Origin of the sequence: Tundrisphaera macrotermitis, from assembly GCF_051175315.1 — a bacterium.
Taxonomy (GTDB): Bacteria; Planctomycetota; Planctomycetia; order Isosphaerales; family Isosphaeraceae; genus Tundrisphaera.
In genome coordinates this window covers 66,504-79,530 of sequence record NZ_CP195100.1, presented here as the reverse complement: position 1 = coordinate 79,530, position 13,027 = coordinate 66,504, and the positions used below count along the sequence as shown (strand labels likewise).

Below are 13,027 nucleotides of genomic sequence, written 5' to 3'. Positions count from 1 at the left end.
GGGACCGCCGCCGGGCGTAGTCTATGGGTCGAGGGCATCGGGGTCGGGGAGGCGCGGGACGATGGCGAGCGGTCGATATGGCCCGGCGATGGCCCAGATCACGCGGCTGTTCGGCCCGGGCGGGACGGCGGCGGCCGTGGGCGAGCGGTCGCTCCTGGACCGGTTCGCCCGCGACCGGGACGGGGCCGCCTTCGAGGCCCTGGTGTCGCGGCACGGGCCGATGGTCCTGGGCGTGTGCCGCCGCGCCCTGGACCGGCCCGACGAGGTCGACGACGCGTTTCAGGCGACCTTCCTGGTCCTGGCCCGCCGCGCCGGGTCGATCCGCGACGGCGACCGCCTCGGCCCCTGGCTCCACGGCGTCGCCCGCCGCGTCGCCGCCCGCGCCCGGGCCCGGGCCGCCCTCCGCCGATCCCGCGAACGCCCCTTTCCCATCGACTCGCCGGCCCCCGCCGACGCAGTTTGCCCGGTCGAGGCCGACGAACTCCGCCGCACGCTCGACGACGAACTCGGCCGGTTGCCCGAGAAGTACCGCGTCCCCCTGGTCCTCTGCTACCTGGAAGGGCTGACCCACGACGAGGCGGCCACCCGGCTCGGCTGGCCGGTCGGCACCGTCCGCAGCCGCCTGGCCGGGGGCCGCGACCGGCTCCGATCCCGGCTCTCCCGCCTCGGCCTGTCCCCTTCGGCGGGCCTCGTCGCCCTGCGTCCCGGCACCTCGGTCCCCGAAGCGTTGATCTCCGCCACGGCCCAGCTCGCGACCGCCGCCGGATCGTCGATCCCGACGCAGGTTGCACACCTCATGTCAGGAGCGTTGCTTGCCATGTACTGGAACAAGCTGATGACACTCGGGGCGGCCGGCCTGATCGTCGGGCTCGCGGTGGGAGGTGCCTCGGCCATCGGACGGCAGGGTGCCCCCCCCGCGAACGGCCCATCGCCCATCCTGTCGACCCAGGACTCGCCGGCTCCCGAGAAGACCGCCGGGGCCCCTCCCGGGTCGGCTCTCGTACCGATCGAGGAGCAGCTTGCTACCGAGGTCGTGTCCTTGAAGAAGGACCTCGCCTCCGCCAACGAGCGAATCGAGCGGCTCGAACAGGAACTGGCCATTCGCCGCAACCCGAGGGCCCAGCCCCTGATCAATGCCAGCCCCAAATCCGTGAGCGGGATGGGCGGGATGACGCCCAAAAGCGGGGCAGGCGGGATGATGGCCGGCGGCGGCATGGCCGGGATGGGGGGAGGTGTCGCACCATCTCCATCCGTCACGCAGATCGCCCGGGCCGGCGCCTCGCGTGTGATCGTCGTGCGTTCCGGGGCGAACGATCGGATCACCATGATCGACACGGCGACCCAGAAGAAGGCGACTTTCCAGATGCCCAGGGGTGCCGTGACGCAGATGAGGGCCATCTTCAGCGGCCGCCTGGTGATCCCCGAGATGAGCGGGCCCGCGATCACCCGGGCGGCAATCTTCGATTTGAAAGAGTTCCGCTGGTCCGAACACGAGTTGAAGGATCCGGCCACCTCGATCTCGGGGGCCTCGGACGGCTCGGGTTCCCTGACCGCATTCAAGGTCGAGGGCCCGAAGATCTCCCGGATCACGGTCTACAACCGCGCGGAGGATGTCTGGTCGGATTTCGAGCTCAAGGAGCCGGCCGATGGTCTCATCCAACCCTTCGTGGCGGCAGGCACCGCACGCTATGAGGTCGGCCGGTTCCTTTATATCTACAGCGCCCAGGCGAAGAAATGGAGCGTGCTGGAACGGTCACGGTCCCCGGTCAAGGGCATGGGCATGGGCATGGGCATGGGTGGAAAGCTGGGCATGGATGGGATGTTGAGCGATCTCTCAACGATCGGGCCCGGCGACCTCGCTGGCGAGATCACTATCGTGGACGGGGACGTCGTTCACATCTATGACCCCAAGACCGGTGACTGGACCCACATCAGCACCAAGGACGACCAGTAGTAGCGATCGGCTCCAGGACGCGGGGCCTTCAGTGCTCGAAGCTCGTCGGCTCCTGGAGTCCGTGCCAGATCTCCAGGTATCGATCGCGGACATAGGGGTTCAGCTGCTCGGCGAACTCGGCGGGCAGGGCCCGGATCTTGATGAGTTCGATGACGTCGGCGAAATCCTTGAGCCGGTGCATCCCGCCGGTCATGCCCGAGGCCAGCTTCAGCTCGACCAAGCTGGGCAGGTTCAGGTAGGTGATCCCGTCGCGGTCGATGCCGACCTCGGCGGGGTCCGGGAAGGCGACCGGCTTCGGCTTGCCGTCGCCGGGATAAGCTCCGGTGACCAGGAACTCGATCCGGACGCCGGTCTCGACGTCCCGGAGTTGCTTGCTCCCCTGAAACGGGGGGACGTAGCCCAGCCCCTCCAATCGCTCGTGGATCAGGCGAAGGCCGTCCGGGGAGACCAGGAGATCCACGTCGGTGGTGAAGCGCTCATAGCCGTGCTCGAAGAGCGCCATGCCGCCGACGATCGCGTAAGGAATTTCGAGATCGTTCAAGCGTTTTGCAATCTGCCGCATCGTCCTGAACAGCTCGCTGTCCTTATCGAAATGCCACCCCCCTTCATTCAAGGCCCACCTCCGATCCAGCTTCAACCGATCTTCGTAGGCGATCATTGCTCACCCCCGACAAAATAGGTTGAGGTCACTCCGCGTCGGGCTCGCCGTCGGCGTCCATGTCGTCGATGTGGCCGGTGGCCTCGGCCTCGCCGACGCCGTCGTCGAGGATGTGCTCGGGCGGGGGCGGGGCGGTGACGCCGCCGGATTCGAGGGCCGGGGTGTCGTCGGAGACCCGCAACTCGGTCTCGGGGAGCTTGGCCAGCGAGCTGACCGACGCGCCTTCCTCGACCCGGATCAGGCGGACGCCCTGGGTGTTGCGGCCGATCAGCCGCATGTCGGCCACGGCGGTGCGGATCAGGATGCCGCCGCTGGTGGTGAGCATCACCTCGTCGGCGTCGGTGACCTTGCTGATGGCGACCACCGGGCCGTTGCGGTCGGTGACCTTGATGTCGATCAGCCCCTTGCCGCCCCGGTTCTGCGAGCGATATTCGGTCAGGGCGGTCCGCTTGCCGAAGCCGTTGGCGCAGACCGTCAGGAGGCTGGCCGGGTCGTCGTCGCCGTTGGCCACGACCATGCCGATGACCTCGTCCCCTTCTTCCAGGTCGATCCCCCGGACGCCGAAGGCGGGGCGGCCCATGGAGCGGACCCGCGACTCGTCGAAGCGGATCGACATCCCCTCGCGGGTGCTCAGGATGACCTGGTCGTTGGCCTTGACCCGGGCCACGCCGATCAGCTCGTCCCCTTCGTCCAGGCCCAGGGCGATGATCCCGCGGCCCAGGGGGCGCTTGAAGGCGGTGAGGTCGGTCTTCTTGACCGTCCCGCGCCGGGTGACCATGAACAGGCTCTCGTCCTCGCGGAACTCGCGGACCGGGACCAGCCCGGTGATCTTCTCCCCCTCGGCCAGCTGGAGGAGGTTAACGATGGCCCGGCCGCCCGAGGTCCGGGTCTGCTCGGGGATGTCGTAGACCTTCAGCCAGTAGACCTTGCCGTGGTCGGTGAAGAACAGGATGTAGTCGTGGGTCAGGGCCACGAACATGTGTTCGAGGAAGTCGTCGCCCTTGGTGTTGGTGGCCGAGATCCCGCGGCCGCCCCGGTTCTGGGCGCGGTAGGTGCTGGGCGGGAGCCGCTTGATGTAGCCGTCGTGGGTGACGGTCACCACCATGTACTCCTCGCGGATCAGGGCTTCCTTGTCGTAGTCGCCGAGTTCCTCGGGGTCGATCAAGCTCCGCCGGGGGTCGGCGTACTTGTGCTTCAGCTCGCGGAGGTCGGCGCGGATCATGTCGAGGATCAGCCGCTCGTCCCCGAGGATCCGCTCGTAGTTGCCGATCGCCTCGCGGAGCGACGTGTACTCGGCGGCCAGCTTGTCCAGCTCCAGCCCGGTGAGCTGCTGGAGCCGCATGGCCAGGATGGCGTCGGCCTGCATCCGGGTCAGCCCGCCGGTCGGCTTGGCGTCCTCGTCGTTGAGGGCGCGCCGGAGGATCTCGGCGGAGACCTCCATCCCCATCAACCGGGCGCGGGCCTCGACCGGGTTGGCCGACGACCGGATCACGCGGATGATCTCGTCGATGTAGGCCAGCGCGATCAGCAAACCTTCGACGATGTGGGCCCGTTGCCGGGCCTGGCGGAGCTGGTACTGGGTCCGCCGGCGGATCACGTTGACCCGATGCTCCACGAACAGGCGGAGCATCTCCTTGAGGGGCAGCGTGCGCGGGCGGCCGTCGACCAGCGCCAGCATGATGACGCTGAACGAGTCCTGGAGCGGGGAGTATTGATACAACTGGTTGAGGATGACGACCGGGTCTTCCCCCTTCTTGACCTTCACGACGATCCGGACCGGCTGCTTGCGGTCGCTCTCGTCGACGATGTCGGTCACGCCGGTCACGCGGTCGCCGTTGACCAGCTCGGCCAGCTTCTTGAGCAGGGGCTCCTTGGTGAGCTGGTAGGGGATCTCGGTGAAGATGATCTGCGACCGGCCGTCCTTCTGCTCCTCGATCGTGTACTTGGCCCGGAGGATCACCTTGCCGCGGCCGGTGCGGTAGGCCTCGCGGATGCCCCATCGGCCGCAGATGGTGGCGCCGGTGGGGAAGTCGGGCCCCTGGACGTGGGCCATCAAACCGTCGAGATCGATGTCGGGGTCGTCGATCAGGGCGACCGCGGCGTCGCACACCTCGCCGAGGTTGTGGGGCGGGATGCTGGTGGCCATGCCCACGGCGATGCCGCCCGAGCCGTTGACCAGCAGGTTGGGGAACTTCGCCGGCAGGACCCGGGGTTCCTGGTGCTTCTCGTCGTAGCTGGGCTGGAAGTCGACCGTGTCCAGCCGGATGTCTTCGAGCATCTCGGCGGCGATCGGGCTCAGCTTCGCCTCGGTGTACCGCATGGCGGCCGGGGGCAGGCCGTGGATCGAGCCGAAGTTCCCCTGCCCGGTGATCAGCAGGTGGCGCATGTTCCACCACTGCGCCAGGCGGGCCAGGGCCGGGTAGATCGAGGCATCGCCGTGCGGGTGGTACCGCTTCATCGTCTCGCCGACGATCCCCGCGCACTTGCTGGTCGACCCGCCCGGGTTGAGCCCGAGGTCGAGCATCGCCGTCAGGATGCGCCGCTGCGACGGCTTCAGCCCGTCGCGGACGTCGGGCAGGGCGCGGCTGATGATGACCGACATCGCATAGTTGAGGTAGCTCTCCTTGAGCTCCTCCTCGATGTTCAGCAGCGGCGTGGGCAGGTGATCGGGGTTGGCGGGAGAGGCGGTGCTCACGTTCGATCCCTCGGCGGACTCACCAGCAAGCGGGGCGTCGCGTCGCGGCCGGGACCACCCCGCCCGCCCCGACCGGACTCCAGGGGGATCATTGTACACGAAACGCCCGGGACCGGCAACGCGGAGCGGCCCCGGCCCGACCCCACCTAAATCGGGATCGTTCAAAGGGTTTGCACCCACCCGGGCCGGGCCACGGGGGGAGCCCCCGCCGGCCTCGTCGGGGATCGTCCCGCCCTCCGGGGCGGGGGGCGGCGGCCGGGCCGGGGAGGGATCGATCCGGCCCGGCCCGGGCCCCGGGCGGCGGGGCATCCGAGGGGCCCTCCGGCGAGTGCGGGGGCGGCCCGGTCGTCGCCGGGATCAGCACCCCCGAATTTTTCCGATCTGACCCTTGCCCGATGCCCGGCCGGAATGTAGCCTGATGCTTCGATCGTGCCTTCCCGCGCGATCCGTGCCCCTTCTCCCTGGTCGACGTGCCATGCCGTTTTCCTCCTCCACCCGGGCCCGCATCATCGCGGGGGCGTCCTGGACGCTCCTGATGATCGGCCTGTGCGCGGTCGGCGGGAAGGACGCGAAGGCCGATTGCGCCCAGGATTCCCGGCACCGGGCGGCGATCGACCTGGGCGACCCGTTCGCCGAGGGAGCCGGCCGGCAGGACGCGGCCCCGAAGGCGCCGAAGCCCTGCAATGGCCCGTCCTGCTCGGGGAACCCCGCGACACCGACGACGTCCGCCCCCGCGACGACGGTCGATGTCGAGGCCCGCGCCACCCTGGCCGCGCCCGAGCCCCCCGCCGTCCCCCCCTCGGCGGGCCGGCCCGACGACCCTGCGATCGTCCGCCCCATCCACGCCGGTTCGGCGATCTTCCACCCGCCCCGACTCCCCGCCTGATCTCCCCATCCGCCTTGCGCGACCCATCCACGCCCCCGGTGCGCCCTCGTCCGTCGATCATCGCCCGTCGTCCCCCGGATGCCCGGGCCGATCGGTGATCGGGATTGCGCCCGCCCGGGGTCTACAGGATGGCGTCCCTCGCCCCGACACATCATCGCCGGATCCATCTGTCTCATCCATTCGCCACGGGGAAGATCCCATGCGCCGACGCCGCGCCGCATTCACGCTGATCGAACTTCTGGTCGTGATCGCCATCATCGCCGTCCTGATCGCCCTGCTGCTGCCGGCCGTGCAGGCCGCCCGCGAGGCCGCCCGCCGGATGCAGTGCACCAATAATCTGAAGCAGATCGGCCTGGCCCTCCACAACTACGAGGGGACCAACGGCTGCTTCACGCTGGGCCGGACGATCCCGTCGGCCATGTCGTACTCGCCGATCGCCCGGATCCTTCCCTATGTCGAGCAGAGCAACCTGGGCGCGGCGATCAACTTCAACGTCGGCTACGCCGCCGAGATGAACACCACGGTCATGTTCTCCTCGATCAGCTTCCTGCTCTGCCCGTCGGACTCGGCCCAGATCCCGGCGGCGATCGGCGCGGGGACCAACTATCGGTCCAACGAGGGGACCGGCGTCGCGATGTGGTACGGGGCCTCCGACACGACCAACGTCAACACGGCCCTCCCGGCGCCCGACGGGCTGTTCTTCGCCAACGTGCTGGTCCGGATCGCCGACGTCACCGACGGCCTGAGCAACACGGCGGCCTTCAGCGAGCACATCCTGGGCGACTTCAACCAGACGGTCGCCACCGAACGGTCCGACACCTTCCGGCCCGGCACCTACCCGGCCACCCCCGATGAGGCCGTGGCCCAGTGCAGGGCGATGGACCCGAAGACCATCTCCCTCCAGGGCGTTTCCGACGTCGGCGCCCCGTGGATCTACGGCTACCACTCGACTACCAGCTACTGGCACTCCGGGCCGCCCAACTCCCGGTCCTGCATGTTCCCGCCCTCGCGGATCATGACCACCGCGAACAGCAAGCACCCGGGCGGGGTCAACGTCCTGATGGGCGACGGCTCGGTCCGATTCATCAAGGAGACCGTCAACGTCGCGGCCTGGCGTGCGATCGGGACCCGCAACGGCGGCGAGATCGTCGGCGCCGACCAGTTCTGAACCAGGGCCGCCCCATCCCCGAACCATCGGAGCCTCACCCATGCGCACCCGCCTGGCCGCATTCGCCTCGGCGACCCTGCTCGCCCTGCCCGCCCCCGCCCGCGCCGACGGCCCCCCCCCGGTCCCGGCCACCCGGGTCGAGTTGAAGCAGTTCCTCGAAGATTCCAAGAAGAACCAGCCGCGCCTGCCCCTGCCGCCCCTGACCGCCGAGGAGAAGGAGAAGGCGGAGCGGGGCGACTGGTCGGTCGTCAACAACGGACGGATGCGGAAGTTCTACCTGCCCGCCGAGCTGTCCGGCGCCGGGTTCCTTCGCGAGCCGGACCCGGCGATGACCCTGGGCCACCCGTTCCAGACGATGCTCTTCTGGATCGCCTCGCGGGGCAATAACTGCACCTACTGCATGGGCCACCAGGAGAGCAAGCTCGCCGCCGCCGGCCTGCCCGAGGACCGGATCGCCGCGCTGGACGGCGACTGGTCCGAGTTCACCGAGGCCGAGCGCGCCGCGTTCGCCGTGGCCAAGAAGCTGACCCTGGCCCCGCACGCGGTCCAGGAGGCGGACATCGCCGGCCTGCGTCGGTTCTACACCGACCCGCAGATCCTGGAGATCCTGCTGGTCACGGGCAACTTCAACGCCATGAACCGCTGGACCGGGGCGCTGCGGATCCCCCAGGAGGAGCACCGCGTCTACCTGACGCCCACGGCGGCCAAATTCCAGGGCCTGGTCAGCACGGTCGCCCCGCTGGACAAGGACCGGCCCTCGCAGGGGATGAGCTGCGCCGCCCCCGCCCGCCGAGGCCCGCTGGAATCCCCGGCCGAGGTCGATGCCGCCCTGGCGGCCTGCCGCACGAGGACGCCGATCCTGCCGCTGGTCGACGACGCCAAGGCCCGCGAGGTGGTGGCCGGCGACTGGCCGTCGGGGCCGCTGCCCGCCTACGTCCGGCTCCTGGCCACGTTCCCCAAGGCCGGCGCCGCGCGGATCGCCCTGCATCGGGCCGCCGAGGAGAAGGGGTCGCTCGACCCGAAGCTCAAGGCTGAGATCGCCTACACGGCCGCCCGCCACGACCGCGCCTGGTATGCCCTGGGCCAGGCCCGCGAGCGACTGTCGGCGCTGGGCGTCGACCCCGCGACCGTGGACGCGTTCGACGCCCCCGGCTCGACGTTCTCGGCCGGCGACCGCGCCGCGCTGGCGCTGGCCCGCAAGCTGACCGTCGACCCGGCCCTGGTCGATGATGCCGACGTCGCGGCCCTGCGGGGCCCGTTCACCGACCATCAGGTCGCCGAGGTCATCCACCTGATCACCGAGGCGGCGTTCTTCGACCGAGTGACCGAGGCCACGCGGCTCCCGCTGGAACGCTGACCCGATCGATTCACCGGGGAGCCCCCCCCTCCGGGCCGCCTCCGCCGCCCCTGGCCCAACTGCGGGCCAGGGCGGCGGAGGCGGCGGCCAGGGCGGGGTCGGCGGCCAGGCGGTCGGCCGCGGCCTTGCAGGCATGCCGGACCGTGGCGGCATCCCGGCCGCCGAAGAAGGCGCCGATGGCGCGGAAGCTCATCGGCGTATGCTCCCGGGCCAGGTGCATGGCCAGGTGCCGGGCCTCGACCACCGCGGCGCGTCGGGTGTCGGCGCGGAGGTCGCCGGCCCGGACGCCGAACGCGGCGGCCACCGCCCGGGCGATCTCGTCGAGCCCCGGCGGCTCGCCCACCGGGTCGGCCCCGAGGATCGGACCGACGACCTCCAGGTCCGGCGGCCTGCGGCCGACGCGGGCGGCCAGGCCGGCCTGCGCCAGCCAGCCATCCAGGGTGCGGAAGCCGTCGGCGGCCTCGGCCATCGGCTCGACCGACTCGGCGGGCAGGTTCATGCCCAGGGCCCGGGCCCGGTCCAGGAGGTAGCGGCGGCGGGTCTCCAGCCCGGGCGGCTCGACCCGGACGGCCAGCCCGCCGACCAGGCGATTGACCAGCCGGGGCGGCCAGCCCGGCGGCCAGTGGATCGGGGCCTCTCGGGCGCCGATCGCCACCGCCGCGCCGCCCGCGTCGAGCGCGTCCAGGGTGTGGGCCAGCTCGGCCATCGCCCACGGGGCCCGCTCCAGGGCGTGGACGTCGTCCAGGACGAACAGGCCGAGGCGGCGGAACCGATCGCGGAGGTCGGACCAGCCGCCGGGCCGGGCCGAGGCCTCGGCGCAGGCGGCGGCGAATGCCTCGGCCTCCAGGTGCGCCAGCGCCGTGCCGGGGCGGCGGATCAGCGATTCGGCGACCAGCCCCGCCAGCAGCCGCGACTTGCCCGAGCCCGCCACGCCGTGGATCACCAGGGGGGACACCCCGTCGGTCTCCCCCCGGGCCAGGGCCAGCACGCCGGCCTGCGCCAGCGCGTTCTCCGGTCCGACCAGGTAGCCGTCCCACGGCCCGGGCCCGGCCACCACCAGTCAGATCCCGCCGACCGGGCGGACGGTCAGGCGCACTTCCTGGCCGTCGCGGAGCGCCACGACCTCGGCATCCCGGCCCGCGGCGACCCCGCCGGCCGCGGCGAAGACGTCGGCCACGCTGGTCGTCCACCGGCCGTCGATCGTCGTCAGCAGGTCGCCCGCCTTCAGGCCGGCCGCCTCGGCGGCCGAGCCGGCGCGCACCGACCGGATCGCCACGCCCGAGCCGTCCGCGGCCGGGTCGCCCAGGGCCAGGCCCCACAGCCCGGCCGGGGCCAGGATCCGGTCCTTCGCGACCTTGGGGCCCGCCAATCGGTCGGGCAGCTCCTTGATCAGGTTGCGGACCTCGTGGTCCACCGGGGCGAAGCTCATGGTCTTGCTCTGGTAGTCGATCGTGGTCCGGTAGCGGGCGAAGAAGGTGTAGCCCATGATCCCGTCGAGCGGCCGGCCCAGGAACCCGCCCAGCGCCTTGAGCGTCGGGTGGTCCAGGACGACGACCGGGATGTCCGAGGCCGTCAGGTCGCCGACCTCCATCGACTTGATGTCCCCCTCGCCGCGCATCGCCATCAGGAACGACTTCGGGGCGTCCTTGGCGATCGCCCCGGACTCCTCGGCCGCCCGGTTGCCCAGCAAAGTCACCGGCGCCCCGAGGTCGAACACCAGGCGATACGGCCCCTTGCCGTTGATCTTGGCCCGCACCACGATGTGGTTGGACGCCACCAACTCGAACGGCACCGAGGCCGGCGCTTTCAGGGCGTCCTGGGGCGGGGCGGGGGCCAATCCCGCGAAAAGGAAAAACAGACCCAAACCCAGCCGCAACTTTAATCGAGGATGGAAGATCGGCATCTCAGAACCCCTCCCCGGCGGCCAGGTTCAGGTCGATCGATCGGCCGTCCCGGACGACCACGACCGGGACGCGGTCGCCCGGGCGGACCCCGGCGACGGCGGCCAACGCGTCCTTGACCGACCTGACCTCGCGCCCGGCCACCTTCGACAGGCGATCCCCGACGCGGATCTCCGAGCCCGCCGCCGGGCCCTCGGCCAGGAGGCCCGCGACCCGGGGCCCTTCGTCGGACTCGTCCAGGGCGATGCCCAGCGACCCGCGCGGGTGGAGCTGCTCCTCGGGCTGCTTGCCGATCAGCATCGCCGCCGCCTTGGCCAAAGGCCCCAACGCGTTCATCGCCGCCATCTCGCCGGACGCCTTGGCCTTGACCGCCGCCCGGGGGACGAACGGATCCTTGGGCTCGTAGTCCAGCCGGGTCCAGGTCATCCGGTCGTCGGTCGGGTCCAGCTCGATCCGGAACCGGGCCAGCGCGGTGAAGCCGAGGATGCCGTCGATCGACGCCCCCGGCAGGCCCAGGGCGTTCATCCCGACCATCTGGAACGGGTCTTCGACCCGGCCCTTCATGTTCGAGAGCGAGGCCCCGCCTTCGAAGTCGAGCCGGTCGATCTCGGTCCAGAACGCCTCGGGGTCGACCTTCAGCCCGATCTTTTTGGCCACCTCGGTCCCGACGTACAGGGCGGGGGCCCCGGTGTCGACCAGGAAGTTGAACGGGCCCTGGCCGTTGACCCGGACCCGGACCAGGAAGTGATTCGTGTCCGTGACCCGATAGGGGATCCGGTACGAGGTCCCCACCTTGCGATCGGGCTTCGCCCCGTCGGCGCCCAGCCCGGCCGTCGCCAGGACCGCGCCCAGGCCCATCATCAAGAGCCGCGACCGTCCGCGCATCATGCCCATCATCCCCCCCGTCGTGCTTCGACCAACCGGCGGCCCACCCATGATACGCGGGCCCGGCCGCCGGGCGGAACGCCCCACCCGGAAATCGCGGGCCGCTCACTTCCGGGGCCCGGCATCGATCCGGCCCGTCGGGCTCATCGTCGATTTCAGGGGGAGGTCGGCGGCCGGCCGCCGGCGGGAGGGGGGACGGGGCCGGGCGAGTTGCCAGAGCAGGTGGGCGCGGACGGCGGGCCATTCCGGGGCGATGATGCTGAAGACGACCGTGTCGCGCAACGACCCGTCGGCGAGGATCTGGTGCGACCTGAGGATGCCGTCCTGCTTGGCCCCGAGCCGGGCGATCGCCTCGCGGCTGGCGAAGTTGAAGAAGTGGGTGCGGAATTCCACGGCGATGCAGCCGAGGGACTCGAAGGCATGCGTCAGCAGGAGGAGCTTCGCCTCGGTGTTGATCCCGGTGCGCCGGGCCGACTGGGCGTACCAGGTGTGGCCGATTTCCAGCCGGCGGTTCGCCGCGTCGACGTGGAAGAACCGGGTCGTGCCCACGACCGCGCCGTCGGCCTTGCGGCGGGCGACGAAGGGCAGGGCCCCCTGATCCCGGCGCATGGCGAGCGCCGAGGCGATGTAGGCCCCGACCGCGTCGGGCTCCGGCACGCCGGTGTACCAGAGGTTCCACCCCTCGCCGTCGATGGCGGCTCCCCTCAGGCCGGCCTCGTGGCCGACATCCAGCGGTTCGAGCGTGACCCAGGAAGGGCCGGCGAGGGTGACGGGTTCGATGAAGGGCATGGCGATTCGATCCCTCGGCGAGAGGCCCGCGGTCAGCGCCGCCACCAGGCCACCAGGGCGACCGCCTGGATCAGGACCACGGCGGCGAAGGCGATCTGGAACGATCGTTTGCGGGTCTTGTGGCGGAGCGTCATCATCGCGACCAGGGCGGCCGGCGAACCGCCGATCAGGGCCAGGTTGAGCAGGACGGCCTCGGGCACGCGGCGGTTGCCCAGCGACGCCTGGCGCTTGTCCCAGGCGTAGACGGCCCAAGTCGCGGCGGAGATGCCGCCGAGCCACGCCCCGACCCAGGCCAGCCCCAGCCGGTGCAGGGCCAGCGTCGCCCCGATCAGCCCGGCGGCCAGGATCGCGGCGGCCGACAGGGCGGGCGACAGCCCGGGCCGCCCCGGCGTGACCCGCACGGCGCGGGGGCCCCGCTCGGCGGGCTCGGCCGTGAACCGGACCTTCTGCCCGCTCCGCAGCGGCACGCGGCCGTCGACCGCCGTGATGTGGACGAACACGTCCTCGCGGTAGGACGCGGATCGGATGAACCCGAACCCGCGTTCGGCGTCGAAGCTGACCACGGTGCCCGGGCAAATCATGGCGTCTCGGCCTCGTCGTCGGCGATCGTCGGGGGGCCCCGGACTCGCGGGGGAGCGACCATCGTAGCGACGACGCCCCCCGGTGGCGAGCCGGCCCGGCGTCGAATCGCCGCACCGAGGCGGTGGAGGTTTGCGGAGGGCCCGGCGGCGCGG

General features: G+C 71.2%; 11 protein-coding genes. 4 read left to right on the top strand and 7 right to left on the bottom strand.

Annotation, left to right across the window (positions count from 1 at the left end; all coding sequences use genetic code 11):
* Positions 1-61 precede the first annotated feature (61 nt).
* Complete coding sequence (locus tag TA3x_RS00315) at positions 62-1,954, top strand: RNA polymerase sigma factor (protein WP_435018118.1); 1,893 nt, start codon at positions 62-64, stop codon at positions 1,952-1,954.
* 28 nt (positions 1,955-1,982) lie between these two features.
* On the opposite strand, the gene TA3x_RS00310 is transcribed toward TA3x_RS00315, so the two are convergent.
* Positions 1,983-2,612: a hypothetical protein gene (locus tag TA3x_RS00310; RefSeq protein WP_435018117.1), complete on the bottom strand. Its 630-nt coding sequence runs from the start codon at positions 2,610-2,612 to the stop codon at positions 1,983-1,985.
* A 28-nt stretch (positions 2,613-2,640) separates the two neighbouring features.
* Entirely contained in the window at positions 2,641-5,307 is a 2,667-nt protein-coding gene (gyrA, locus tag TA3x_RS00305; RefSeq protein WP_435018116.1) for a DNA gyrase subunit A, read from the bottom strand.
* Positions 5,308-5,782: 475 nt separating this feature from the next.
* On the opposite strand from gyrA, the gene TA3x_RS00300 reads away from it, so the two are divergent.
* The 3 genes from TA3x_RS00300 to TA3x_RS00290 all read left to right on the top strand — a co-directional run bounded on the left by TA3x_RS00300 (position 5,783) and on the right by TA3x_RS00290 (position 8,718).
* Positions 5,783-6,193, top strand: a complete 411-nt coding sequence (locus TA3x_RS00300) for a hypothetical protein (RefSeq protein WP_435018115.1) — start codon at positions 5,783-5,785, stop codon at positions 6,191-6,193.
* Between the two features lie 199 nt (positions 6,194-6,392).
* On the top strand, positions 6,393-7,361 hold the full coding sequence (locus TA3x_RS00295) for a DUF1559 domain-containing protein (RefSeq protein WP_435018114.1): 969 nt from the start codon (positions 6,393-6,395) through the stop codon (positions 7,359-7,361).
* Between the two features lie 40 nt (positions 7,362-7,401).
* Complete coding sequence (locus tag TA3x_RS00290) at positions 7,402-8,718, top strand: carboxymuconolactone decarboxylase family protein (protein WP_435018113.1); 1,317 nt, start codon at positions 7,402-7,404, stop codon at positions 8,716-8,718.
* A gap of 10 nt (positions 8,719-8,728) precedes the next feature.
* Here the strand turns inward: TA3x_RS00290 and TA3x_RS00285 are convergent, their stop codons facing one another.
* From TA3x_RS00285 to TA3x_RS00265, 5 genes are all read right to left on the bottom strand, one after another.
* A complete protein-coding gene (locus TA3x_RS00285; RefSeq protein WP_435018112.1) occupies positions 8,729-9,775 on the bottom strand; it encodes a DnaA/Hda family protein in 1,047 nt (348 codons plus the stop codon).
* A 3-nt stretch (positions 9,776-9,778) separates the two neighbouring features.
* Positions 9,779-10,582 carry an aspartyl protease family protein gene (locus tag TA3x_RS00280; protein WP_435018111.1) on the bottom strand — a complete coding sequence of 268 codons (804 nt, stop codon included), beginning with the start codon at positions 10,580-10,582 and terminating at the stop codon, positions 9,779-9,781.
* Positions 10,583-10,622: 40 nt separating this feature from the next.
* Positions 10,623-11,507 carry an aspartyl protease family protein gene (locus tag TA3x_RS00275; RefSeq protein ID WP_435018110.1) on the bottom strand — a complete coding sequence of 295 codons (885 nt, stop codon included), beginning with the start codon at positions 11,505-11,507 and terminating at the stop codon, positions 10,623-10,625.
* Positions 11,508-11,609: 102 nt separating this feature from the next.
* On the bottom strand, positions 11,610-12,293 hold the full coding sequence (locus tag TA3x_RS00270; protein ID WP_435018109.1) for a GNAT family N-acetyltransferase: 684 nt from the start codon (positions 12,291-12,293) through the stop codon (positions 11,610-11,612).
* A 32-nt stretch (positions 12,294-12,325) separates the two neighbouring features.
* Positions 12,326-12,874, bottom strand: coding sequence for a DUF1294 domain-containing protein (locus TA3x_RS00265; RefSeq protein ID WP_435018108.1), 549 nt, complete (start codon positions 12,872-12,874; stop codon positions 12,326-12,328).
* Positions 12,875-13,027: the final 153 nt, after the last annotated feature.